Origin of the sequence: Mesorhizobium sp. M0698 (genome assembly GCF_040320455.1) — a bacterium.
Classification (GTDB): Bacteria; Pseudomonadota; Alphaproteobacteria; order Rhizobiales; family Rhizobiaceae; genus Mesorhizobium.
In genome coordinates this window covers 1-24,516 of the sequence record NZ_JAMYPQ010000034.1, presented here as the reverse complement: position 1 = coordinate 24,516, position 24,516 = coordinate 1, and the positions used below count along the sequence as shown (strand labels likewise).

General features: G+C 63.5%; 25 protein-coding genes and 1 pseudogene. 12 read left to right on the top strand and 14 right to left on the bottom strand.

Translation table 11 applies throughout. The features are described from left to right. Positions 1 to 138: 138 nt before the first annotated feature. Positions 139 to 1,731 (bottom strand): alkaline phosphatase family protein, encoded by a 1,593-nt coding sequence (locus tag NKI16_RS31680; RefSeq protein ID WP_352642588.1) that lies wholly within the window; start codon positions 1,729 to 1,731, stop codon positions 139 to 141. A gap of 208 nt (positions 1,732 to 1,939) precedes the next feature. On the opposite strand from NKI16_RS31680, the gene NKI16_RS31675 reads away from it, so the two are divergent. From NKI16_RS31675 to NKI16_RS31660, 4 genes are all read left to right on the top strand, one after another. Then, the gene (locus NKI16_RS31675; protein ID WP_352642589.1) at positions 1,940 to 2,872 is read left to right on the top strand and encodes a VOC family protein; all 933 of its coding nucleotides are present in this window, start codon (positions 1,940 to 1,942) and stop codon (positions 2,870 to 2,872) included. Positions 2,873 to 2,882: 10 nt separating this feature from the next. Then, a complete protein-coding gene (locus NKI16_RS31670; protein ID WP_023678554.1) occupies positions 2,883 to 3,518 on the top strand; it encodes an alpha/beta hydrolase in 636 nt (211 codons plus the stop codon). Beyond that, on the top strand, positions 3,511 to 3,810 hold the full coding sequence (locus tag NKI16_RS31665; RefSeq protein WP_023678555.1) for a GNAT family N-acetyltransferase: 300 nt from the start codon (positions 3,511 to 3,513) through the stop codon (positions 3,808 to 3,810). Before NKI16_RS31670 ends, NKI16_RS31665 begins: the two co-directional genes overlap by 8 nt. A 186-nt stretch (positions 3,811 to 3,996) precedes the next feature. Then, positions 3,997 to 5,055, top strand: a complete 1,059-nt coding sequence (locus NKI16_RS31660) for a dipeptidase (RefSeq protein ID WP_352621576.1) — start codon at positions 3,997 to 3,999, stop codon at positions 5,053 to 5,055. 42 nt (positions 5,056 to 5,097) lie between these two features. On the opposite strand, the gene NKI16_RS31655 is transcribed toward NKI16_RS31660, so the two are convergent. Together NKI16_RS31655 and NKI16_RS31650 are read right to left on the bottom strand one after the other, a co-directional pair. Continuing rightward, positions 5,098 to 5,358 (bottom strand): hypothetical protein, encoded by a 261-nt coding sequence (locus NKI16_RS31655; RefSeq protein ID WP_023678557.1) that lies wholly within the window; start codon positions 5,356 to 5,358, stop codon positions 5,098 to 5,100. Between the two features lie 2 nt (positions 5,359 to 5,360). After that, entirely contained in the window at positions 5,361 to 5,576 is a 216-nt protein-coding gene (locus NKI16_RS31650) for a hypothetical protein (protein WP_156937384.1), read from the bottom strand. A gap of 113 nt (positions 5,577 to 5,689) precedes the next feature. On the opposite strand from NKI16_RS31650, the gene betI reads away from it, so the two are divergent. From betI to NKI16_RS31625, 5 genes and pseudogenes are all read left to right on the top strand, one after another. Next, complete coding sequence (gene betI / locus NKI16_RS31645; RefSeq protein ID WP_502897645.1) at positions 5,690 to 6,406, top strand: transcriptional regulator BetI; 717 nt, start codon at positions 5,690 to 5,692, stop codon at positions 6,404 to 6,406. Between the two features lie 76 nt (positions 6,407 to 6,482). Then, positions 6,483 to 7,784: a flavin monoamine oxidase family protein gene (locus NKI16_RS31640; RefSeq protein WP_023678560.1), complete on the top strand. Its 1,302-nt coding sequence runs from the start codon at positions 6,483 to 6,485 to the stop codon at positions 7,782 to 7,784. A gap of 20 nt (positions 7,785 to 7,804) precedes the next feature. Then, a pseudogene (locus NKI16_RS31635) lies at positions 7,805 to 7,987 on the top strand (aspartate aminotransferase family protein); the annotation flags it as partial. Further along, positions 7,984 to 8,151: an SDR family oxidoreductase gene (locus NKI16_RS31630; RefSeq protein ID WP_280952115.1), complete on the top strand. Its 168-nt coding sequence runs from the start codon at positions 7,984 to 7,986 to the stop codon at positions 8,149 to 8,151. The pseudogene NKI16_RS31635 and the gene NKI16_RS31630, both read left to right, overlap by 4 nt. Before the next feature lie 155 nt (positions 8,152 to 8,306). Continuing rightward, the gene (locus tag NKI16_RS31625; RefSeq protein ID WP_023678563.1) at positions 8,307 to 9,101 is read left to right on the top strand and encodes an inositol monophosphatase family protein; all 795 of its coding nucleotides are present in this window, start codon (positions 8,307 to 8,309) and stop codon (positions 9,099 to 9,101) included. Here NKI16_RS31625 and NKI16_RS31620 read toward each other — a convergent pair. From NKI16_RS31620 to NKI16_RS31585, 8 genes are all read right to left on the bottom strand, one after another. Continuing rightward, on the bottom strand, positions 9,091 to 10,167 hold the full coding sequence (locus NKI16_RS31620) for an ABC transporter ATP-binding protein (protein ID WP_031212153.1): 1,077 nt from the start codon (positions 10,165 to 10,167) through the stop codon (positions 9,091 to 9,093). The two genes, NKI16_RS31625 and NKI16_RS31620, sit on opposite strands and share 11 nt — an antisense overlap. Then, a complete protein-coding gene (locus NKI16_RS31615; RefSeq protein ID WP_023678565.1) occupies positions 10,167 to 12,455 on the bottom strand; it encodes an ABC transporter permease in 2,289 nt (762 codons plus the stop codon). Before NKI16_RS31615 ends, NKI16_RS31620 begins: the two co-directional genes overlap by 1 nt. Positions 12,456 to 12,458: 3 nt before the next feature. Then, positions 12,459 to 13,487, bottom strand: coding sequence for an ABC transporter substrate-binding protein (locus NKI16_RS31610; protein WP_023678566.1), 1,029 nt, complete (start codon positions 13,485 to 13,487; stop codon positions 12,459 to 12,461). 181 nt (positions 13,488 to 13,668) lie between these two features. After that, the gene (locus tag NKI16_RS31605; RefSeq protein ID WP_352646705.1) at positions 13,669 to 16,200 is read right to left on the bottom strand and encodes an NAD-dependent epimerase/dehydratase family protein; all 2,532 of its coding nucleotides are present in this window, start codon (positions 16,198 to 16,200) and stop codon (positions 13,669 to 13,671) included. Positions 16,201 to 16,390: 190 nt separating this feature from the next. Continuing rightward, positions 16,391 to 17,314 carry an arginase family protein gene (locus NKI16_RS31600; protein ID WP_031212154.1) on the bottom strand — a complete coding sequence of 308 codons (924 nt, stop codon included), beginning with the start codon at positions 17,312 to 17,314 and terminating at the stop codon, positions 16,391 to 16,393. Positions 17,315 to 17,654: 340 nt separating this feature from the next. Beyond that, a complete protein-coding gene (locus tag NKI16_RS31595; protein WP_023678569.1) occupies positions 17,655 to 18,155 on the bottom strand; it encodes a DUF6496 domain-containing protein in 501 nt (166 codons plus the stop codon). Positions 18,156 to 18,277: 122 nt separating this feature from the next. After that, positions 18,278 to 18,955, bottom strand: a complete 678-nt coding sequence (locus NKI16_RS31590; protein WP_352621582.1) for a dienelactone hydrolase family protein — start codon at positions 18,953 to 18,955, stop codon at positions 18,278 to 18,280. Positions 18,956 to 18,966: 11 nt separating this feature from the next. Next, the gene (locus NKI16_RS31585; protein ID WP_023677861.1) at positions 18,967 to 19,701 is read right to left on the bottom strand and encodes a phosphoribosyltransferase; all 735 of its coding nucleotides are present in this window, start codon (positions 19,699 to 19,701) and stop codon (positions 18,967 to 18,969) included. A gap of 298 nt (positions 19,702 to 19,999) precedes the next feature. On the opposite strand from NKI16_RS31585, the gene NKI16_RS31580 reads away from it, so the two are divergent. Then, positions 20,000 to 20,428: a CBS domain-containing protein gene (locus NKI16_RS31580; protein WP_023677862.1), complete on the top strand. Its 429-nt coding sequence runs from the start codon at positions 20,000 to 20,002 to the stop codon at positions 20,426 to 20,428. Positions 20,429 to 20,516: 88 nt separating this feature from the next. Here the strand turns inward: NKI16_RS31580 and NKI16_RS31575 are convergent, their stop codons facing one another. Then, complete coding sequence (locus NKI16_RS31575) at positions 20,517 to 20,996, bottom strand: Hsp20/alpha crystallin family protein (RefSeq protein WP_023677863.1); 480 nt, start codon at positions 20,994 to 20,996, stop codon at positions 20,517 to 20,519. Positions 20,997 to 21,261: 265 nt separating this feature from the next. Here NKI16_RS31575 and NKI16_RS31570 point away from each other — a divergent pair, with 265 nt between their 5' ends. Both NKI16_RS31570 and NKI16_RS31565 read left to right on the top strand, forming a co-directional pair. After that, positions 21,262 to 21,699, top strand: a complete 438-nt coding sequence (locus NKI16_RS31570) for a DUF2267 domain-containing protein (protein WP_023677864.1) — start codon at positions 21,262 to 21,264, stop codon at positions 21,697 to 21,699. Positions 21,700 to 21,748: 49 nt separating this feature from the next. Next, the gene (locus NKI16_RS31565; protein ID WP_352782671.1) at positions 21,749 to 22,219 is read left to right on the top strand and encodes a YbhB/YbcL family Raf kinase inhibitor-like protein; all 471 of its coding nucleotides are present in this window, start codon (positions 21,749 to 21,751) and stop codon (positions 22,217 to 22,219) included. Positions 22,220 to 22,243: 24 nt separating this feature from the next. On the opposite strand, the gene NKI16_RS31560 is transcribed toward NKI16_RS31565, so the two are convergent. Continuing rightward, on the bottom strand, positions 22,244 to 23,719 hold the full coding sequence (locus NKI16_RS31560; RefSeq protein WP_352782668.1) for an FAD-dependent oxidoreductase: 1,476 nt from the start codon (positions 23,717 to 23,719) through the stop codon (positions 22,244 to 22,246). Position 23,720: 1 nt separating this feature from the next. Then, on the bottom strand, positions 23,721 to 24,516 hold a 796-nt coding region (locus NKI16_RS31555; protein ID WP_352924452.1), incomplete at its 5' end, for a hypothetical protein.

Below are 24,516 nucleotides of genomic sequence, written 5' to 3'. Positions count from 1 at the left end.
ACTCTGACCTCCTTGTGGCGATGGCCGCTTTATAAATCCCCACGTATCCTAAAATCCTCTAAAAAATCCTAATTATCTGGCGATATGCTGCCAACTGGCCGACAGATACGCCCGCGCGGGCAACGGCGCGGGCTTTGCTTATCTCGAGGGGAAGCCGGCGACATGGCCGGCAACGCCACTGTCCGTCAATTCGGCGAGCGCCAAAGACTGGTCGAGATGCTCGGCCCGCCACGCGAGCAACTTCTCGGCAAATTCCAGCCGTGCCAGCAGATAGGCTGGGTCGTCAGCGACATTGGTCAACTCGCGCGCATCCTTCTCCAGGTCGAAGAGCAAGGGCGGCAGGCCTCCGCCGAAATTCACATATTTGAACTTTTGCGTGCGGATGACGGCGAGATTGCACTGACGCGGACCGATGCCGAAATACCGTTCGGCATCACCATCCGCGATCGAGCGGAAATCGAACTCCCAATGCGCCGCATCGCGCCAATTGTCCGGCTCCGTTGCGTCCAGGAAAGGCGCCAGCGAGCGGCCGTCGAGATGCGGCAGCACTTCGCCGCCAGTGAGGTCGAGCCCAGTGAGATCGAGCAAGGTCGGTGCCAAATCCACCGCCTCGGTGAAGCGGTCGACACTGCTGCCGGCAGCCTTGCGGCGGCGCGGATCGCGAATGATCAGCGGAATATGGAAGCTGCAGTCGAAGAAGCCGCCCTTGCCCAGCATGAAATGGTCGCCCATCATCTCGGCGTGGTCGGAGGTCAGCACGATGACGGTGTCGTCCCATGCATCGGCCGCCTTGACCGCTTGCCAGACGCGGCCAAGCTGCGCGTCGACCTCCGAGATCATGCCGTAATAGAGCGCCCGGATGCGGCGAAAATTATCGTCGCCCCAGTCGCGCACCTTGCCCTCCGAGCCGGGACGGAATTTCGATCGTTCCTGCCGGTCAAGTTCATAGGCGAGATAAGGGTGGCTTGCTGCTTCGGCCTGCCAGCTTTCGGCGCGGTCAAAAGCTGGACCAATGGCCGGATCGTACATGGCGTTGTAAGGCGCCGGCACGATGAAGGGTGGGTGGGGGCTGATGAAGGAAAGATGCGCGAACCACGGGGCATCGCGCTCCTGCTCGCCGAGCCAGCGGATGAATTCGCCGGCCAGGAAGGCCGACGGCGTCTCGTCCTTCGAATAGATTGGCGGACCGTTGCTGATCGCGCCGTCGTTTTCCAGGATTTCGCCCGCCGGGCGGTGAATGGCGGGGGAGCCGGCGCCGGCATCGACGCCGCGCGCCTTGAGCCATGACAGCCAGGGCTTCTGGTGCTCGGGCAGAAGCTGGCGCACGGTGAAGCCGGGCAGCACGCCTTCATAGCTTTTCAGCTGCGGGTCGCCAGGCGCCAGCGTGCGCGGGTCGCGCGCCATGTCGGTATAACCGAACAGCGTCGGATCATAGCCGAGGGCGCGTGCCCAGAGGGCTATGTTGCCGTGGCGGGCGTCGAGCGGCGTGCCGTTGCGGCAGACACGATTGTTCATCTGGTAGAGGCCGGTGTAGAGGCAGGCGCGCGCCGGCGAGCAAGGTGCGGCGCCGCCATAGTGCTTCTGGAACAAAACGCCCTCGGCAGCCAGCGCGTCGGCATTCGGTGTCCTTACCACCTTGTGGCCAGCAGCTGACAGGCAGTCGCCCCGCCACTGGTCGCAGGTGATCAGGAGAATATTGGGGCGTTTTCCACTCAACCGCTGTATCCTCATGCTGGCTACATGCGTCGCTCATGGAGCGCAATTTCGGCGAGTATGCAAGCCGGTCCAGTTTGCCGAATGGTGAACAAAACCTGCTTCGTCGTTCACTTTAACAGCACAGTCCATTCTGTGTTTGCCGCCTTTGCGGCCAGGAGGCGGATGCTCATATTTGCGTGGACAGCGGCAAGGGCCGCACCGGCACAAGGAAAGGAGCAGAAACATGCTCGACCAAGTCAAGGGCCTGCATCACGTCACCTCGATGGCCAGCGATGCGCGCCAGAACAATGAATTCTTCACCGGGACGCTCGGTCTGCGGCGGGTCAAGAAAACCGTCAATTTCGACGCACCCGATGTCTACCACCTCTATTACGGCGACGAGGTCGGCACGCCCGGCTCGGTGATGACCTACTTCCCGTTCCCGAACATCGGCAAAGGCCGCCATGGAATCGGCGAAGTCGGTACCACCGCTTACTCGGTGCCCGAGGGCACGCTCGGCTATTGGGAGAAACGGTTTGCCGAGCAAGGTGTCACCGGGCTGTCCGGCGAGGAGACGTTCGGCGAGAAGCGTCTTGCGTTCGCCGGTCCCGACGGCGACGGGTTTGCGCTGGTCGAAGACAGAGCGGACAGCCGTGCACCATGGGCCAAGGGTGGCATTCCCACCGACGAGGCGATCCGCGGCTTTCACTCGGTGTCGCTCAGGCTGAAAGATGGCGGCGCCACCGAAGAGCTGCTGAAATTCATGGGTTATGAGGAGGTCGACAAGTCCGGCAACGTCAGGCGGCTGGCGGTGAAGAACGGCAACGGCGCCGACGTCGTCGATATCGAATCGCTGCCAGGGGCCGGCTTTGCCAATCTCGGCGCCGGCTCGGTCCACCATGTCGCTTTCGCCGTCGAGAACCGCGCCAAGCAGATCGAAGTGCGCAAGGCGCTGCTCGATACAGGTTATCAGGTGACGCCGGTGATCGACCGCGATTATTTCTGGGCGATCTATTTCCGCACACCGGGCGGCGTGCTGTTCGAAGTCGCCACCAACGAGCCGGGCTTCGACCGCGACGAGGATACCGCCCATCTTGGCGAGGCGCTGAAGCTGCCGTCGCAACACCAGCATTTGCGGCCCTATCTCGAGCAGCATCTGCAGAAACTGGAAGACTGAGGGCAAGGTCATGAGCAAGGATTCGTATATTCACAAAGTGCTGCCCGGTTCGCCTGATGGACCGCTGCTCTTCGTCTTCCATGGCACCGGCGGCGACGAGGCCCAGCTTCTGTCGCTTGGACGCGATCTCGCGCCGCAAGCGACGATCGTCGCTCCGCGCGGCGATGTCTCGGAACAAGGCGCCGCACGCTTCTTCCGCCGGACCGGCGAGGGCGTTTACGATATGGGCGACATCACGCGAGCGACGGACAAGATGGCCGGCTTCGTCAAGGCACATGTCGAGACGGCAAGGCCATCTTCGGTGCTCGGCCTCGGTTACTCCAACGGCGCCAACATCCTGGCTTCGGTGCTGTTTGCCGAACCGTCGCTGTTCGACGCAACGGTGCTGATGCATCCGCTGATCCCGTTCGAGCCGGAGGTCAAGGGCAGCCTTGGCGGCAGCCGCATCCTGGTCACCGCCGGCAGGCGGGACCCGATCTGTCCGCCTGATTTGACGGCGCGGCTTGAAGCCTATTTGCGCGCCGATGGCGCCGATGTCACAGTCGAGTGGCATGACGGCGGCCATGAGGTGCGGCCGTCCGAGATCGAGGCGGCGCGGCGGTTGTTCGCCCTTGCGCCGGATGAAAGGACCGCAAGCCATGTCTGACCTATTGCCCGAGATCGAGATGGAGGACCGCGGCTCGAAGGGCCGCTACCTCCTGCGTGGGCCGGGCGGCGCCGAGGCTGAGATGACCTTCACCAAGATCGGTGAGCACCAGATCATCATCGACCATACCGAAGTGCCGGATGCATTTCGCGGCCAGGGCGCGGGGCTTCGCCTGGTCACCCGTGCCGTCGAGGATGCACGTGCGGCGGGCAAGACGATTATCCCGCTTTGCCCGTTCGCCAATGCCCAATTCCGCCGCCATCCGGAATGGGCGGACGTGCTGAAGCGGTAAGCACAGCCCCTCGATGAATGACAGGAGAAGGGGTGCGCGGCTTTACCGCGTGCCCCTTTGGCCATTGGCGGCGTACAAACGCAAGGGGCAACATACGGGATTTGCGCAGAGCGCCAACCTTGCCTAAGTATTGCCAGCAACCGGCTCGCCGTCTGCGGCCCGACCACTTCAACCGAATGGCCCTCCATGACCGAATCCGATCTCGTTCCCGTCTTCGACGGCCACAACGACACGCTGCTCCGGCTCTACCAGTCGAAGGATGCGGACGTCGAAAAGCTGTTCATCGAGGGGACGCCGGGTGGCCATATCGACCTTCCGCGCGCGAAGAAAGGCGGGTTTGCCGGCGGCATGTTCGCGATCTTCCCGCCGCCTGTCGAGAAATCCAAACGCGGCGCGGTGCCGCTGGCGCCGAGCGACAGCGAGCCCTTGCCGCCCGAGGTTCCGCGCGCCGATGCGCTCAACTCCACCATAGCGATGGCCTCGATCCTGTTCAGGCTGGAGCGGGCTTCGGCGCTCACCGTCTGCCGCACCGCCGGCGATGTGCGACATGCGATGGAGCAGGGTTCAATCGCGGCGGTCTTCCACATCGAAGGGGTCGAGGCGATCGACCCTGAGCTCACCCTGCTCGACGTTCTCCACGCAGCCGGCCTGCGCTCGCTCGGTATCGTCTGGAGCCGTCCCAATGCCTTCGGCCACGGCGTGCCGTTCCGTTTCCCGTCATCGCCCGATACAGGGGCGGGGCTGACCGATGCCGGCAAGGCGCTTGTGAAAGCCTGCAACCAGCTGAAGATCATGATCGATCTTTCGCATCTCAACGAAAAAGGTTTCCGCGACGTCGTCGAGATCAGCGACGCACCGCTGGTCGCGACCCATTCCAACGTGCACGCGATCTGCGGCCATTCGCGCAACCTCACCGAATGGCAGCTCGGCGCGATCCGCGACTCCGGCGGCATGGTCGGGCTGAACTTCGCCACCGGGTTCCTGCGCGAGGACGGCAGGATGAACGCCGACACCGGCCTCGACATCATGGTGCGCCATGTCGATTCGCTGCTGCAGGCGCTGGGCGAAGACGGCGTCGGCCTAGGCTCGGATTTCGACGGCGCCATGATCCCGGCCGTGATAGGCGATGTTGCCGGCCTGCCAAGACTGCTCGACGCATTCGCGGCACGCGGCTTCGGGCGCGCGCTGATCGAGAAGATCGCCTATCGCAACTGGCTAGGCATGCTGGAAAGGACCATCGGCTAAGCGGGTGATGCCGGCTTGACCGGAACGCGATTTGGGGGCGGACTATTCGAAACCCATGCGTTTGAGCCAGTCCTGGCCAATGCCGCGATCACGGATGATCGGCAGCGGATCCGTCGAATCCAGGCGTGCGCAGATGCGGTAGACCTCGAGCGTCTCGGCGTTCATCTCGCCGCGTTTGTAGAAGAACATGGCCGCAGCATAGCGGGTGCGGCCCGACCATTTTTCGCCGAGCGGCGTGTTGATCAGCTGCCACTGTTCGGCGGCTTCGGTGTCGAGTTCGGGACTGTCGGTGTCGTCGGCCATATTTAGAAATCCGCGGGCGGACTGGTGCGGCGGTCGAGTTTGATGACCAGCCGCGGCGCCAGTTTGGCACGCCTCAGCAGCTTTTGATATTGCAGCTCGCGCCTGGCGTAGATCTCGACCCAAGGTCCGCTGCAGGCGGGCTCGGCGGCGCTGATCTGGTCTGCATCGCCGGGATCGCTGCCTTTCGCCGACGGTGCCTTCGACGTCGTTTTCGCCAAGGATGCAATCTCGACGAGAACATTCGAATATGGGCAGCCGTGCAGAAGGTGCTTGACAGTGGCAAACACCGTCCCACTGATCTTCGCGGCCGAAGCCGATCGGCTAGCCGGCGATGCTGGAGACCATCACCCCGATGAAGACAACAGAGGCGCGCGAAGCCCTCCTCGAACCGGCGCGAAAAAGCGATTCCGATAAGCGCGGCCGCAAGGCGTCGAAAGAGACCAGGCAGCTTCAATTGATCGAAGCGACGATCGATTCACTGGCCAAGCGCGGCTATTCGGAAACGACGATGGCCGACGTTGCCGACGGCGCCGGCCTGTCTCGCGGCATCGTCAATTTCCATTTTGAGAGCAAGGAGAAGCTGCTCGTCGCGACCTTGCAATACATGTATGACGAGTATTCGGCGCATTGGCGCAGCGCCTTGCAAAAGGCCGGCGATGATCCCGCCCGCCAGCTGCAGGCATTGGTCGCGGCCGATTTCGACCGCTCGATCTGTAACAAGCGCAAGCTGGCTGCCTGGTGCGCCTTCTGGGGCGAGGCCAAATCGCGACCGAAATATCAGGCGCTGAGCAGCGCACGCGATGCCGTCTACCAGAACATCTTCATCGATCTTTGCGCGGCGCTCAAGCAGAGCGGCTTCTATGCCTATGAGCCGCAAGTCATGGCGCTGGCGCTCAGCGCCATGCTGGATGGTCTGTGGCTGCGTTTGATGATGGGCACCGAGGACGCCACACGCGAGACGGCGCTGCAGGCCGCGAACGAGTTCCTGTCTGCGGCATTCCCCAAGCACTATCCGAACTCTGCAGCCCGCGGTGCCAGGCCGGCGTGAACCATCAAAAAGAGGGTGGACCAGCAATGAAGACAATGATCCGACCCCTGACATTCGAGAAGATCAAGGCCGGCTAATGAAGTTCAAGATCGAACGAGCCGATGTGGCCATCGTCGGCGCCGGCTTCACCGGCCTGTCGGCCGCGCGTGAATTGAACCACGCCGGCATCGATGTCGTGCTGCTCGAAGCCCGCGACCGTGTCGGCGGCCGCGTCGAAGCCGTGCAGAACGGGCTCGGCGAGCGGATCGACAGCGGCGGCCAGTTCCTGTGCGAAGACATGCCGGAATTAATGGCGCTGGTGCGAGCGCGCGGCAAGACATTGGTCGAGACCCATGTCGCAGGCGAATTCGTCACGCAGCCGCGAATGAGCGAGGCGCAAGCCGGGCGCACTTACGGCACCGCGATGCGAATGCGCGAGCGGATGAATGCGATCGCACCGACCGACCCGACCATTGTCGGCTTGACGGTCGCGGCATGGCTCGATCGCCAGGCCGATCCCGACGATGCGAAGGCCGCCTTTCGGTCGATGATCGAGGGCCTGTGGTGCCTGGCAATGGAAAGGCTGCCGCTGTGGTACTTGATCGACAATGATCGCCGCATCACCAACGAGGTCTCGGAGCTGCAGTATTTCGTGGGCGAAACCATGCATTCGCTAGCGGATGATCTTGCGCGGGATCTCGGCGATCGACTGCGGCTGAATACAGCTGTCGAGGCCATTGAGCACGGGCCGGGAGGGGTTCGCGTCGTTTCGCCTGCCGGCGCGATCGAGGCACGAGCGGTACTGGTCGCCGTACCGCCGATGATGGCCTCGAGAGTGGATTTCGTGCCGCCGCTGCCGGCTGTGCTGAAGAGAGCCCTCGGCGTCTGGCAAAGCGGCGCGGTGATCAAAATGCTGGTGCGCTACCCCAAGGCTTTCTGGCGCGACAGGGGCTTGAGCGGCATGGTGATGTGGCGCGACCCGCACGGGCTTTTTGCCTGCGATGCCAGCAGGGACGAGGATCACGCAGCCCTTGTCGTCTTCATCGGCGGGCCGCTGGCGCAGCGCTGGCGGGATCTGGACGACGCGGCGTTGCGCGCAAAGGTGACGTCAAAGCTGGAAGAGGCGCTCGGTATCGAGGCGGCCGGCATCATCGATCTCAGTTATCGCGACTGGACTGGGGATCGCTGGAGCGGCGGCGGTTACAGCGATCTGATCGTCGATGCGACGGCAACCGATGCCGAACGCATTATCCGCGCCGGCGCGTCGCGGATCCATTTCGCCTCGTCGGAGCTGTCGCCATCATTTCCGGGCTACGTCGAGGGCGCCATCGTCGCCGGCCGCATTGCTGCGCTAAGAATTATTCAGTCTGCCATCGCCAGCAGAGCCTCGGGGTCATAAGCGAGGCGGATCAAGGTGCCGAGCGCATCGACGCGCATTGCCACGAGCTCGGCCTGCTGGTCCGGCCACTGATCAACATGTGCGTGATGTCGCCGCCATTGATCATCACGCGCGAGCAGATCGACGACATGGTGTCGATCCTGCGCGAAGGCATTTCGCGCACGATGGACGATCTGCGCCGCGAAGGCGTCCGGCGGGGATAGGCGTTTATCGCCGGCAATCTCAGCCGTGGCATTGGTCGGCCGTTGGCAACGTGGGCGAGGTCGATGAACTGGGCGGTGCCGCGATCTTCCTGGTTTCCGACGCGTCGAGCTTCATGACCGGCCAGATCATCTATGTCGACGGCGACATGACCGGACCCGTATGAGCACGACTGTCGCTGTCGGGCGCATGGAAGATCGGTCGGCCTCAGGGCCGCCCTGCAAAAGGCAGGGCTCGTCATTTGCACACTCTTATCTTCACCGCTAAGCTTCTCCGGCTGGGGTATTTTCCTCAGATCACATTCGCCATCCCAAGGATCTCATGACAGCCGACACAGCAACGCGCGAACAGTTCGCCATCGATCTCGCGCGGCGCGCCGGCGCGCTCGGCCTGAAGTATTTTCGCGACCTCGACAGCCTCGCCATCGAGAGCAAAGGTCATCAGGACATGGTCTCGCAGGCTGACCGCGAGGTCGAGCTGTTCATCCGTGCGGCAATGAAAGCCGCCTACCCGACCGATGGAATTGTCGGCGAGGAGCATGCCTCGGTCACCGGATCGAGCGGGCATGTCTGGGTGATAGATCCGATCGACGGCACCGCGAACTTCGTGCGGGGCATTCCGGCCTGGTGCGTGGTCATCGCCTGCGCCAAGGACGGCGACACTGTCGTGGGTGTCATCCACGAGCCCTCTACCGGCGAAACGTTCCATTGCCGCAAGGGCGGCGGCGCTTTTCTCAACGGCAAGCCGATCAGGGCAAGCGCGGCCACCAGCCTGACCGACGGCTCGTTGGGCACCGGCTTTTCCAACCGCGCCGAAATGCAAAACGTCGCAACGCTCATCGGCTTGCTGTTTTCAAAAGGCGGCGTGTTTTTCCGTAACGCATCCGGCGCGTTGATGCTCGCCTATGCGGCCGCCGGCAGGCTGCTCGGCTATGTCGAAGAGCATATGAACGCCTGGGACTGCCTGGCAGGCATGCTGCTGGTGGAAGAAGCCGGCGGCACGATCGTCAAGCCCGACCCAAAGACGGTGCTGGAAAACGGCGCGCTGGTGATTTGCGCCGGCAGCGGTGTGTTCGCCCAGGTTCGCCAACTCTGCGTGCAATCCTTCAAGCTTTGATCAGAACCGGTCCGCGCTCCGGAAAGCCGATGCCGACGCTGTCGCCTGCCTGAAACGGCGCATCGATGTTGTGCGATATTGCAAACACCTGGCCGTGCGGTGTGCCGATGATCAGTTCGAGATGGCTGCCGACATAGGTGACCTTTTCGAGCCTGCCGGCGATCGTCCGCGGCCTGCCGGCAGGCCCGATCTCGATGCGGCTCGGACGGACCGCCAGCTTCGCCGGGCCGACCAGCTGGCCTCGCGCCGGCAGTTTCAAGGCCAGCGAACCCAGCCGGACGGCAGCTTCATCACCTTCTACCGAAACCACCTCGCAATCGAGGATATTGGCTTCGCCGATGAAGTCGGCGACGAAAGCGTTGGCCGGTGCGTCGTAGAGTTCGCGTGGCGTGCCGTCCTGTGCGATCACCGCTTTGTTCATGACGATGATACGATCCGAAACCGCCAGCGCTTCTTCCTGGTCATGCGTAACATAGACCACCGTCAGTCCTAGCTTGGTCTGGATTTCCCTGATTTCCTCGCGCACGTGCCGGCGCAGCTTGGCGTCGAGATTTGACAGCGGCTCGTCGAACAGCAGCACTTGCGGTTCGAGCACCAGCGCGCGTGCCACCGCCACGCGCTGCTGCTGGCCGCCAGACAGTTCGCTGGGCAGGCGCGCCTCGAGACCGGTTAGGCCGACCAATTCCAGCCCGGCATGGGCGCGCGATGCGGCCTCCTTCTTGTCATGGCCGGAGAAACGCAAGCCATAGGAGACGTTCTCCATCACCGTCATGTGCGGAAACAGTGCATAGGACTGGAAAACCATGGACACGTCGCGGTCGGTGGCGGGCAGGCGGGTGACATCTTTGCCGCCTATCAGAATGCGGCCGCTGGACGGCATTTCAAGGCCGGCGATCATGCGCAGCGTCGTCGTCTTGCCGCAGCCGGAGGGCCCGAGAAGCGTCACCAGCTTGCCGGCTTCGATCGCAAGCGAGATGTCGTCGACCGCCGGCATGCTGGCGCCCGGATATGTCTTGGTGACATGGTCGAAGGTTACCGAGGCGGCGTTGCTGCGAATTTCGGCCATCACCCGGCTCCTGCTATTGTGGTCGGGCCGCCGGCCGTTCCGGGCAGGCTGACATTGGTGCGCACGCTCCAGCCGCCGTCGCCCTGCTGGATGCCGCGCCGGCCGATATTGCGGCTGCCGACAAGCAGCTGCATCAAGCCAATTACCATCAGCATGACGACGATCAGCACCGTCGAATAGGCGATGGCGATGCCGTATTCATTGTTCTCGACACGTCCAACGATGTAGCTGGTCGAGAGATCGTAGCGCGCGCTGACCAGAAAGATGACGGCGCTGATCGCGGTCATGGCGCGCACGAAGGAATAGACGAGCGCCGCCAGCATTGCCGATCTCAGCAAAGGCAGGATGACGCGCCTGAAGGTCTGCCACGAGTTGGCGCCAAGCGTCAGTGAGGATTCATCCAGGCTACGGTCGATCTGCGACATCGAGGCGACGCCGGCGCGCACGCCCACCGGCATGTTGCGGAAGATGAACGACAGTACGAGGATGATGCCGGTCCCGGTCAGCTCGATCGGCGGCACGTTGAAGGCAATAATGTAGCTGACGCCGATGACGGTTCCCGGAATCGCGAACGAGAGCATGGTCGCAAATTCGAAGGCGTTCTTGCCGCGGAAATTCTGGCGGACCAGAAGATAGGCGGTCAGAAGCCCGATCCCGGCCGTCAGAGGCGCCGATATCAGCGTGATCTCCATGGTCGTCCAGAAGGAGCTCCATGCCGAGCCCGACCAGTGGATGCCGAATTCGTTCCAGCCGACGGAGAACGCCTTCCGGTAGTGCTCCAGTGTCAGGCTCTGGTCGACCCCCCACAGCTTGACGAAGCTGCCATAGAAGATCACCGTGTAGACCAGTACGGTGAATGCCGTCCACAGTCCGGCGATGACATAGAGCGCGTATGTCAGCCCGGCAGGCAAGCGCGGATGGACGCCGGCGTCGCCCTTGCCGGTGACGGTGGTGTAAGAGCGCCTGCCGATCCAGAAGCGCTGCGCATAAAAGGCGCCGAGCGTGAAGGCCAGCAGCACCAGCGCCAGGATCGCGGCAAGTGCCGCATCGTTCTGCGCGCCGACAATGGCAAAGAAGATTTCTGTCGACAGCACGTCGTAATTGCCGCTCAGCACCAGCGGATTGCCGAAATCGGCCATGCTCTCGATGAAGCCGAGCAGAAAGGCGTTGGCAAGGCCCGGCCGCATCAGCGGCAGGGATACGGTCCAAAAGGTCTGCCAGCGGCTGGCTCGGAGCGTCTGGGAGGCCTCTTCCATGGACGGGCTGACGCCTTCGACGACGCCCATCAGCACCAGGAAGGCGATCGGCGTGAAGGCAAGAACCTGGGCAATGAGCAGGCCGGGAAGTCCATATACCCAGCGTGTCGGCTGGAGGCCGAAGGCGCCGGCGACGCTTTGAGTCACCGCGCCCGACAGTCCGAACAACAGGATGATGGCAAGGCCGATGACGAAAGCCGGCGTGATGATCGGCAACACGGTCAGGGCGCGCAGCAGCTTGCCGTGGCGGAAACCGGTACGGGTCACGACCAGCGCGAACACCAGCCCCAGAAACATGGTCAGCAGGCCGACGAGCACGGCCAGCAGCAGCGAATTCCAGGCCACGCCGCAGCGGCTGCCGCCGGCAAGACAAGCCAGGCTCCACAGCCGCGAACTGAACAGCTTGGCCAGGAACGCGACAGGCGAGTAGCCGCCGTCGTCGGTCTGCATGGCATTGGCCAGCATCATCAGGATCGGCATGAAGATGAAAATGGCAACCATGGCGACGACAAAGCCGATCGAGCCGACGACGAAGACGTCGCCAGAGACGGCGCCGCGCGCGGCAACACCCAGGGTGAAAAGGAACAGAAAGGCACCGCTGACCAGCAAGGCGCCGTAGCCCATGCCGAATTGGCGGTCGCCAAGTTCGCCGAACAGGCTGGTGAGCCAGCCGAACTGCCAACCGCGCAGCCCGATGGCGAAGCCCTGGAACAACAGCCAGCCAAATCCGGCGGCGCTGACAATGATCAGCAGCCGGCTGAAAACCGGATCGGATTTGGTGCGGCCCCACAGAAGCAGCGGCACCACCAGCAGCAGGCCGAGCGGCGCCAGCCACAGTTTCTCGCCCTTGAGGGCCAGAACCAGTGCCGGCGCGAATTCGCTGTCGGACGGGTAACCGTCGAACAGCCAGGAAAAGCCGAAGAACCCGTCCTCGATGCCGTACCAGGGCAGCACGGCAAACCCCAGCCATCCGACCGCCATCCAAAGGACGGCGACCGGTTCAATCGGCCAGCGGGTTTCGCGGAAGCGCATCTGCTATTGCGGCAGCGATGCGACCTCCTCGTCCCATTTTTTCAGCAGCCGCTTCCGCTCTTCGCTCGAGCCGTACTTCTTGAAGTCGTAGTCGATCAGCTTGATGGTGGAGAGGTCGGGCGCCTTGTCGGAGGTTTTTGCCGCCTTGTTCGACGGAACCTGGAACGACCCCGCCTTTTGCGCCATGGACTGGACGTCGGCCTCGAGCGCCCAGTCGTAGAATTTTTTCGCAGCCTCCAGGTTCCGCGCCCCCTTGATGATCGATTCCGAGCCGATCTCGTAGCCGGTTCCCTCGCAAGGGGTGACCGGAACGATCGGGAAACCTGCGACGACCTGCGACACGGCGTCGTGGATGAAGACGATGCCGATGGTGGTCTCGCCGAGACCGGCGGCCTTGATCGGCGCCGAACCCGACTTGGTGTACTGGTTGACGTTCTTGTGCAGGGCTTTCATGTATTCGAAACCCTTGTCCTCACCAAACAGCTGAACGATGGTCGCCAGCATATTGTATGCGGTCCCCGAGGAATTGGGGTTGGCGACCTGGATGTGCCCCTTGTATTCGGGCTTGATCAGATCGGCCCAGCATTTCGGTTCGGGCAGATTGTTCTTGGCCAGCAAATCCTTGTTGTAGCCGAAGCCCAGCGCACCCGAATAGATGCCGACCGTGCGGTAGCCGGACGTTTCCGCCTGCTTGATCGCCCAGGGCTGCAACTGGTTGAGCAGCGGCGATTTGTATTCCACTGTCAGGCCCTCCTCGGATGCCTGCAGATGCGGATCGCCGGTGCCGCCCCACCAGATGTCTGCCTTTGGGTTGGCGGCCTCGGCGCGCAATTGCGCATAGATTTCGCCAGCGCTCTTGCGGGTCATATTGACGGTGATGCCGGTCTTCTCCTCGAACGCCCGCGCCGTCTGCTGGCACCAGACCTCGTCAACGCCGCAATACATGGTCAGGCTTTCGGCGGACGCCGATGACGACGCGGCCCACATACCGGCGGCGAGGATGCCGGCGCCGAGAATTGCCCTTTTTATCATGTTGAAATTCCTCCCTAAGTTATTTGCCGACTTATGAAACCCAGATACGCGGAAAATTCAAGTTGGAAGGGTACGGCCGCCTTTGCGCCTTTCGCCGACTTCCCGCTCGATATGTTCGACAGGTTGATGCGGATCAATCTTTGCAGTCACCTGGCCGATCGTCCAGCGCTGCTGAACATCCTCAGACGATGGCCCGGTCCCAGCCGCCATAATGCGCAGCGCTGCGCGTGCCGCGCGGCAGGCTGAGCCCGACCAGGAGGGCTCCGATCGCCAGATTGGCGAGGCTCGCGGCCGCACCGCCGGCGAGGATGAACGGAGAGAGGGCAATCCAGGCTCCAAGCGCGATGTTCAGAAAGCGGACGGCGCGCGCCACCTCGGCCATCGCGGTAACGGCTACCATGATGACCAGGCAGCCGATGACATGGTCGCTGAAGTAGAGCGGCGGGCTTGTGCCGAAGCTGAGCGGCGTGATCATCAGCAGGGCGCCGGCGAGCGTGCTGGCGACAAGGGTCCACGGGAAGTTCACACCGCCGGTGACGAAGTCCAGCGCCACTGCCGACAGCGGCCGGTCGAGGTCGGGCGTCGGCGTCTGGTCTTCCGAAAGTGCCGCTCCTCCGCACCAGAATGTGCGCCAGAACGGCTCTCCCGCCTGTTTGGCACGCCAAAGATACTGGCAGCTCGCCAGCACCTCGTCGACCGAATAGGGGATGAGCACGACGGTGACGGCAGCCTGGACGATGCAGAGCGTGCACAGCGCCCCGATGAGCGGTGGCTGGATGATGATGAAGCCGACGCTGACCACGCCGAGCGGGACGACCAGCAAGCCGAACAAAAGCACCATCCATGGCATGGTGCGCCAGCGGCGGCGGTCGCCGATCGCGCCGGCGAGGATATCCAGCGCATAGGCGAAGGCGCCCAGCCCGGCATCGGCGATCGGAAAGCCCTTGGAGACCCAGGAGGTGACCACCGCCTCGCTGCCATTGCCGGCCGGCGTTTCGCCCGGGCCGAAGAACGGTTCCCAAAGGCCATCGATATGGCCAAGCTGATAGGCGGCGAGATAACGCGAGACGAACAGGCCGACAAAGGCGAGGCCGATTATGGGAATGCGCTGGGTGAAGAGGGAGGGCGAATAGCTCCAGCCGAGCGGGCGGTCGTCATCGGCGGCAAGGGCACGCCGGCTGATACCCGGCGTCGGCGGGATCATCACCGCGAACGCGACGATCAGCATGCCGGCCAACGTGTCGGTCGCGTAGGCTCCGGCGCTGGTGGTCCAGAACAGCAGCGGCGCGAACATCACCCAAACCCCGATCGAGGCGGTGAGCCATTGCAGCCCGTGCCAGCGCCGGCGCATGCCGACAAGCGCCAGCGACAGGATGGCGAGGCCGGATACAATCTCACTGATGCCGAGCCTGCCGTCGCGCGTCTCCGGCGAGGCGATCTCATGTCCGAGCGCCGGCGGAATCGGTGCTGAAGCGGGATCGAACAGGCCGAGCGTGAAGGGCGACGCCACGAGCCACAGCCCGACCGCAACGTTGGTCAGCGGCGCCCAGAGCGTTGCGGCCCGGTGGCGTTCGGTTTCGGCCTCGACCTCGTCGTCCGAGCGCTCGAGCGGGCGCTGCAGCCGTTCGGCGGCCTGGTCGAGCTCGGGCGCGGAAGCGGCGACCGCCGACGGTTCAAGCTTGTTCTTCTTGTACCAGTCGGTAGGATCCGCCTTCAGCCGCCGGATCATTTCCGGCAATGTAGCGGTCAGGCTGTGCCGCGGCTTCCAGCCAAGCAGGCGCCTGGCGCGGGAGATGTCGATCTCGTAGTGATCGTCGGCGTTCTCGATCATCCATGGCTTGATGTCGGTCTCCTGGTCGAAAACCTTCTCCTGCATCCAGGCGCCGAGCTTCGTCACCTCTTTCGGCAGGGACAGGGTCCGCCAGGTCTCGCCGTGCAGGAGCTGCCCGATCTGCTTCTGCATCTCGTCGTAGGACGGCGTCTCTTCTTCGCCGATCAGCAGTACGGTCTCGTCGGGAAGCGCGCTGCGCCGGTCGACGGTGCGCACCACGGCGTCGACGAGATCGTCCAGATGCAGGTAGGGCTGGCCGGTGGTGATGTCGCCGGTGAAAAGATAGGCGGTCGGCATGCGCTCGAAAATGCGGGCGATCTGCTGGGCGATGAAGGCCGCGTGACAATCCTCGTCATAGACGCCCGCCAGTCGCAGGATCGCAACCTTGACGTTGCCGTGCTCTTTCAGGATCAGCGTCTCGGTCTCAGCCTTCGATCTCGGATAGGCCCAGGCCGGATCGATCGGAGACTCTTCGTCGATCCTGGCGCCCTTTGCCGGGCTCGCCGCATGCACCAACAACGTGCTCGAAAACACGAACTGCTCCGTCTCGAGCCCTCTCAGCGCGTTCAGCAGCCGGCGCGTTCCCTCGACGGTCACCGCGCCGTATTTCGGATTATCCTCGCCGGTCGTGTCGTAATAGGCCGCAAGATGGATCACCGAGGCAACGCGGCCGCCGCTCCGCTCGCGCACCTCGGCCAGTGCCTTCGCCACGCTCGCGTCCGAGGTAAGGTCGATCTCGATCGTCTCGACGCCGGGCAAGGATCGTCTGGCAACATCAAGGCCGATGATGTCGTAGCGCTCCATCAAGCCGCGAGCGATGGCTTGGCCCAGAAACCCGCTGCTGCCTGTGATCAGGACGGTGGGACGGGTTTTGCCGGTCATGGCGAATCTCCTTGGCGATAGCCGGGTAGAAGAGGCCGAATGCTTCGGTCGCACACTCGGAACCATGTTCGTTGAGAACGGTTCCCGATGAGGTAGCACCACAGAATGGGTGCGCGCGGCGATCCGTCAGACCGACGGCCATTCGTGCCGGCGGATTGCGTTCGTGCACAAGTGCAGGACTCCCATTGGTCTACCGGCCGCGAAGGGAAGCGACCAGAATGTCGATCAGCAGCTTGCCGCAGCGACGATCCGGATCGCGGTCGGGATCATAGATCGTCACCTCCATCCCAATCACGCGTGGATCGTTGCACCATGTGCGAAGGGCTTCGACAGCTTCGTCGGGCAAGACACCGCCGGCCTCCGGCGAATCGACAGCCGACATGATCTCGCTGTCCAGCACGTCGACATCGAAGTGAACGAATACACCCTCGACGTCCTGCCCTGCGACCGCGTCAAGCGCTATCCGTGCCGCATCGGCGATGCCGCGCCGCCGCACTTCTGCCAAATCCATCCGGTGAACATCGGTGTCGAAGATGGCCTTGGACGTGTAAGTCGCGGGGTCCTGCACATCGCGATAGCCAAACGCGACTACGTCGGCCTCACGGACCAAAGGAGTGTGCTCGCCGAAATCGGTCAGGAGCGTCGGGCCATGACCGGTTACGAAGGCCAAATCCATGCCCGCGGCTCCCTTTGATGGCGAGGTAACCGGCAATTTGAAATCGGTGTGCCCATCGAAGAAGATAAGGCCGTAGCGGCCACGACGCCGTAGCGCGAGCGCAGGGCCAAGCAACACACTGCAATCGCCGCCGAGCATGAGCAGGAACCCTCCCGAGTTCAGCTCCTCGTCGACCGCTTCGGCAAGCGTCTTGGAATACTGGCGCAGGGCCTGGGCATTGCGCACGCCCGTCGCAGGATCCACCTCAGGCCGATAAAGCGGAGCCCGAACCGAGCGCAACGGACCGGCGCCCAAACGGTCGGCGAGACCAAGCGATTGAAGTGCCTCCGGCGCCTTCCACACGCCGGGCTCCGGCCCACCCTCCTGCGGCATCAGCCCAAGATTAGAGGGCGCGCCGAGCAAAGCGATGTGTCTCGTCTGAGTGGTGGCTCGCGGCATTGTCGTGCTGGCAGCTGAGGTCATGATCAGAGTTCTCCGCGTTATGGGCGATACGCATCATGCTCAAGAAACAGGCTGCGCTTTCCTGACCGGTCTCCCGCTGCCCTTGCCGCCGAGTACCTCCGGTCGGTGTCACGCGTCAGGCAGCATCGCGAGCGACGAGTATTGCTCGTTCAGCGCCACCGTGTCGTCAGCGGTGATTTCGAAGTCGATGTTGTCCCGCAGATGCAGGCTCTGGTTCGCCTTGGGCAGCGGCGTTGTCCCGCGCTGCCGGGGCAGAGCTCGATACCGGTCGTTTGGGCCATATCGGATTTCCAGGAGGCGAACTGCCGTCTTTGGATTATGCGTGGTGTGCGCGCGTTCTGGCGGCCTTCTGCGCCGCCGCCTTCCTTCCGCTGGCGCCTTTCGTCTCGGCGGCCTTCTTGGCGGCGGCCGAGCGCTCCTCAGCCGTCCGGCGCGAGGCCGCACGCTTGGCCTGCTGCGCCAGCGCCTCGTGCGACGCCGTGCTCTTCGGCTCGTGCTCGAGCACCTTGGAGACGGCTTTCGAGACCCGCGGGCGGCGTTTCGGCGTGCGTTCACCCTGGCCGGCCTCATAGGCGTATTCGGCGCTTTTGCGCGTGCTCTCCTTCACCTTGCCCTTTTTGGGCGGGGGCAGGTCTACGCCTGCGCGTCTCGCCTCGGAAAGCCCGATGGCGATGGCCTGCTGGGTCGAGCGCGCGCCGTGCTCGCCGCGGCGGATTTTATCGATCTCCTCGTGCACGAACTCGCCGGCCTGTGTGCTCGGCGATTTGCCCTCGCGCTTGTCCTTTCGGGCCTTCTCGATGGTTTTCTTGTCTGGCATTGTCTTTCTCCCACATACGGGTTGCGACAGCCATTCGGGTTGCAGCTGCGCGCGGTCTTATGAGGATCATAACGCGTTGAGGACGCAAATGATCCCGGCACTGGTGATCCAAGCCCCAGCCGTCAGGACGTTGACGCCGATCTGTCCGAAACCAGATGGCGCAAGAACCATCGGCTCGCCAGACCCGCGACTTCGTCCAGGGCGCCAGGCTCCTCGAACAGATGTGTCGCGCCAGGGACGATGGCGAGCTCCTTCTCGCTGCGGAGCGCCGCCAGCGCCGAGCGGTTGAGTGCGATCACTTGCGTGTCCGCGCCTCCGACGACGAGCAAGGTCGGCGCCCGGACGCGCGGCAGGGCGTGCGCTGCAAGATCGGGCCGGCCACCACGCGAAACTACGGCCGCGGCCTGGTCGGGCCGCTCGGCCGCCGCCACCAGGGCGGCACCGGCGCCCGTGCTCGCGCCGAAATAGCCAAGACGCAACCCCGACGTGTCCGGCGAGGCGCCGAGCCAATCCGTGACGCCGACCAGCCGGTCGGCGAGCAGTCCGATATTGAAGCGCAACTCGGCCGTGACCTGGTCGATCCGCTCCTCTTCGGCCGTCAACAGGTCGATGAGGAAGGTGGCGAGGTTCGCCTCGTTCAGCCTTTCGGCCACGTGGCGGTTGCGCGGGCTGTGGCGGCTGCTTCCGCTGCCGTGGGCGAAGAGCACAAGGCCGCGAGCATCCGGGGGCAACGAAAGATTGCCCTCAAGCGTGACAAGCCCCGCGGGAACATGCACGACGTGCTCGCTATCCCGGTCCATATCCACCTCCGCTATGTCGATCTGGTGCCAGGCGCCGGACCCGCGCTCGCGCGCCCAGCCAATTCCTCTTCGGAAGCGGCAGGCTTGTGGGAAGCCGCAGGCTTGGGCACGGACCTGGCGAGGAGCGCGCGGACCTCTTCATCGCTCGTCTGCGAGAAATCCACGTACCAGCGCCCGACACCCAGCAACGGCTCTGGTGTCGTCGCGCAAACGACCTCGTCGGCGTCCGCCCGCATCGCGTCGCAAGTGTCGGGGCTACCGACGGGAACGGCCGCGACAATATGGGCGGCGTGGTTTTTTCGCAGCGCCTTGATCCCGGCCCGCATGGTCGATCCGGTCGCAAGCCCGTCATCCACGAGGATAATGGTTCGTCCATTCAACTGCGGTGGGGGTCGCCCGTCCCTATAGAGGTGCTCGCGGCGCAGAAGCTCTTTTTCCTCCTTTGCAGCGACCGCGTCGATGACATGTGGCGGGATCGCGAGACCGTTGACGATTTCGTCGTTCAGGACACGTACACCTGAGGGCGCGATCGCCCCCATGGCCAGTTCCTCGTGACCGGGGACGCCGAGCTTGCGCACGACGAAGACGTCGAGCGGTGCCTTGAGTGCCTGCGCGACCTCGTAGCCGACCGGCACGCCGCCTCGGGGCAGCGCCAATACGATCACATCGTCGCGGCCGGCAAAGCGAACGAGTTCCCCGGCGAGTTGCCGCCCGGCCTCGCGGCGATCTGAAAAGATGATAGCCATGACCTTCAATCCGCGTGCATCTGTTTTCCCGGTGGATGTTTTTTTCACCAGCCTGCGGCCACATTCCGTGGGATGGCTGCGGCACCGGTACCATTTTGGAACTCGCTCGCTGCCTGGACGTTCCAAGAATAGTTTCGATCGCGAGGTGCCGGCACCGGCACGCGCCTCAGCGCGGATCGGGAAGATCGAAGATAGTGATCCGTACATGCCTCGTCCGGCCAGCTGGCAATCTAGCGATGCGTGGCAACAGGCCCGTCTGGCGACTTGTTGCCTCAGCAATCAGGGAAAGGAATATCCCATGCAAGTTCAGGAGATCATGAGCCGTCGGACCGAACTGGTCGGCCCGAACACGACAATCAGGGATGCCGCCCGGAAAATGCGGGCCGACAATCTCGGCGCCCTTCCGGTCGGCGAGAATGACAGGCTGGTCGGCATGGTGACAGACCGCGACATCGTGATGCGCGGCGTCGCCGAGGAGCGCTCAGCCGGCAACACGACCGTTCGCGAGGTCATGTCCGAGCATGTCTATTGGTGCTTCGATGACGCCGATATCACCGATGCGGCGAAGATCATGGCCAAGCATCAGGTGCGTCGTCTTCCGGTGATCAATCACGACAAGCGCCTCGTCGGCGTCATTGCCCTGGCCGACCTCGGGCGGACCGATGAGGAAGCCGCCAAGATCGCTCTCGAAGGCGTTTCCGAGGCAACGGACGATCCCCGGCGGTAGACGCTCGCCTGGGCGGTTGCCGCCGTGCTTGCCGTTCTTCTCCATCTGGGCTGAACGCCGCCTGCTCAGGCAGCCTTCAGTTTGGCAACTATCGCGCTTTCACTTCTATGCGGCGTGTCTTGTCCTTTGCAGCGGGGTTCTTGGGAAGCTCGACAGCCAAAACGCCGTTCCTGAAAGTGGCCTGCACCTTGTCGGCATCGATCTCCGCTTCCAGGGGGATGGTCCGCTGAAACCGGCCATAACTGCGTTCGCTGTAGGTGCGGCCGCCGTCGCCTTCCTTGTGCTCCGAACGCTTCTCGCCCGTGATAAAAAGGGTGTTTTCGCGCAGCTTGAGCTCAACGTCCTTCTGCTCGAGCCCCGGCAATTCGGCGGTGACCTTATAGGCTTGGTCTGTTTCATGTACGTCGACGCTCGGCCAAAGATCGCCGGCCGTAGTCGCTTCGGCCATCGGCGCGAAGAAGTCGTCGAACAGGCGGTCGATCTGCCGGTGGAATGACGTGAGCGGATCGCGCGCGGATGGGTAGAGGCTGCGCGATGGCGTCCGGGGCGCCAAATCGTGATGTGCCATGGTTCTTCTCCTGTTTTTTGTGTCTGCATCACTCGTCGCCATGTGATCGGCGACGGCAAACAAAACTCGTCCACCCATGAGGATGTTCCGGGTGCCGGCCAAGAAAGGTGGTCGAAAAACAGCGGCAAAAAAGCCGGCCCGAATTCCCCCATGACGGGACCTCCGACAATAAATGCGCATCAGGACATGCGCATCGGGGAACAACGGGCAGGTACGGCTGTTTGGTCACATCACCTAGTCGGATTTGAACGGAAGGAGGATTTCGATGAATGCCACCGGACTCGACGTATTCGACAAGACACTGCAGACCACGAACATCTGGCTCGACGAGATCATGGACGAGATTGGACCGGATCGGCAGGTCGCCTGGCACGTTCTCGGAGCGGTGCTGCACGCCCTGCGCGACCGTATGCAGCCGGATCTTGCAGCCCACCTCGGCTCGCAGCTGCCGATCCTGGTGCGCGGCGCCTTCTATGACCAATATCAGCCTTCCAAAGCTCCCGAGAAGATGCGGTCGCTCGACGAGTTTCTGGCCAAGATCAAGGCGGAGCTGGAATTTACCCGTCCGGTCGATTCCAAGGATGCATTCAGGGTCGTGTCCAAGGTGCTCGCCCATCACGTCGGAGAAGGACAGATGCACAAGGTCTGGGAATCCCTGCCAGGCGAGATAAGACGCGTCGCCGAAGCTCAGCAAGCGGCGTGAACGGCGCAGGCGCGGGCTTCTCGGTCGCAACCTCCTTGGGGAAATAGCAATGCCACTCACCCTTATCAGCCCGGCGTTCCGGGCAGGCGGAAGAATTCCCGAAAAATATGCGCGTGACGGCCAGAACGTCTCGCCGCCGCTGAAGTGGTCCGGTGTCCCGGATGGTACCAAGAGCCTTGTTCTTGTCGTGCGGGATCCCGATGCACCAAGCGGGATTTTCGGGCACTGGGCGGTGTTCAACATCCCGCCGGATGCCGGGGGACTAGCCGAGGCCGAAGACGGCAAGCCCGGCCCGTCGGCACTCAGGCAAGGCACCAACGATTTCGGCAATGCGTATTACGATGGTCCGCAGCCGCCTGCAGGGCACGGCGTCCACCATTACCACTTCCTGCTGGCCGCGCTCGATGTGCCGAGCCTCAGCGTACCAGGAAAGGCGGGCGTGCATCAGGTCTGGAAGCAAGCCCAGAAACACGCATTGGAGGAGACGGAGCTGGTCGGAACCTACGAACGGCCGGCGTGACGCGGGCCGTGTCGGTCGCCGCCTTCACAATGTAATCTGGGCAAGCGGTTTTCGGGCAGGGCCGTGGATGACCGAACCGTCGGCGGCGAAGATCGAGCCGTGGCAGGGACAATCCCAGGTGTGGTCCGCATTGTTCCAGGTTACGGTGCAGCCCTTGTGGGTGCAAATCGCCGAAACCGCCTGGAGTGCGCCTTCGGTGTCTCTCCACGCCGCAATCTTTTCGTCTCCCCTGACGATCACGCCACCCATGCCAGGCGCAATGTCGTGGGTGCTCGAGACGATCGATTGACTGCGGCCGTTCTTGTGGAAGTCCTCAGGATAGGGCCGGGCCGGATCGTAGAGTTTTTGCCATGGGCTTGGGCGGCCGCAGATCAGGTCGGCGATCATCGCGCCCACGGCCGTCCCGTTGGTGATGCCCCAGGCGTTGAAGCCCGTGGCAATGTGGAAGCCGGCGGCCTTGGCGGGATCGGGCTCGCCGGCATATGGAATCCTGTCGGCCGTATCATAATCCTCATTGCACCAGCGCCACGCGACGTCGCCGACCGGAAGGTTCTTTCTCGCCCATTTTTCCAGTTCGACAAACCGCCTCGCCACGTCGCCGTCCCAGCCGGTGTTGAACTTGGGGCCAAGCGTGACCAGCAGTGGACCTTCGGCATCACGGCCCGTCCGGATGGAATGCGTCGGGTCGTCGATGCCGATGAACATGCCGTCGACAGGGAGGGGATCATCGATCCGAAAGGCCATGGCGGTGTGGCAGCGCGGTTGCGTCCGGTTCGCCATGCCGACGGGGCTCTTCACCGTCATGTTGGTGGCGACGACGACGTGCCCGGCATCAACGGCACCGCCATCGGTGACGACGCGCCAGCGGCTTGCCTCGTCGATCGAGGTGGCGCGGCTGTTTTCGAAGATCCGACCGCCACGGGCCGTCACCGCTTCCGCCAGGCCAACCAGATACATCGCCGGGTTGAACTGCGCCTGGTCGGGGAACCGTAATGCCGCGGCCGTTTCGAAAGGCAGCGGCGCGCGGTCGAGGAGATCGGCCTCCAGCCCGACATGGCGCGCGGCCTCCGCCTCGGCCGCGACCTCCGCGCGCCGGCTTTCATCGCAGGTGTAGCTATAGGCGTCCTTGCTCTCGAGATCGCAGGCGATGGCGTACTCGCGAACCCAATCGCGGATCTGTTTGGCGCCGGCGGAATTCGCATCGGCATAGGTCCGCGCCAGGTCCCGGCCGAAGGTGTCGATGAGATGACGATAGATCAGTGCATGCTGCGTGGTGATCTTGGCCGTCGAGCGGCCGGTTACCTGTCCGCCCGTGCGCAGGCCTTCGAGGACGACCACCGACCGGCCCGCCTCGCAAAGCCGAAGCGCCGTCGTTAGCCCGACAATTCCAGCCCCCACGACTACGGCGTCCGCACGGATTGGACCTTCGAGCTGGGGATAGTTCGTGGAGGCGGCTGCCGCCACCCAACAGCTTCCCGGTTTTCCCAAGAGAATGGCCATTTCAACCGCGCCCCTTGCGTCTCCATGCACTTCCATCGACAACCGCGCCGGCGGAGGAACGTTCCCGAGCTTGGTCGCTTTCAATCATTGTCTCGCCACCCCGGGTTAGAAAAGCACCGGGAAGGTGCGAGGTGCAGGCCATCACCCAGGTGATCGCCTCGCGGTCGTATTCGTCGCCGGAGCGCCAGTCCTCGAAGAAGGCGTTCAGCCTATCGACACGCCCCGGCCAGATACCGGCGGCGTGCAGGCCGAGCGAAACGCCGTAATTGGTGAAGGCGAACTTGGTATCGCGCAGCCATGGCGCGCGGCTGAAATAACCGGGCGGGTCGACCCACATCGTTTCCAGGGTTCGCAGCGAACGCCTCGTCTGGGCCTCGGCCCACGGCTCGTCGGGAAAGAAATGGGCGAGCCACAGCATCATGCCGAGGCCGAGGTCCTGGTCGATGTCGAGGCTGCGCCAATCGCGCTCCATCAGGTCACGCATCTGCGCGATCTCGGGCGCCAGTTCCTCGTCGTCGAGCATTCGGTAAGAGACGTAGCCGTCATAGGCATCCATGCTGCCGAGGCCGTAGCCGGGGTAAGGACCGCTCAAATCCTCCTGCATCTTCCAGATCACGCCGCGGCCGGGGACCACAAACGCCTGGTGAATGTCCCGCGCCAGCGTAATGCCGCGCTTGCGGTATTCCGGCTTCAGATCGCCGAGACGCGCCAAGGCGAACAGCCACATCGCCAGATAGTGGAAATACTGGCCGTCGCGATCCGCCGCTTCGCCGATCCTCAGTCCGCGCCGGCGGCCG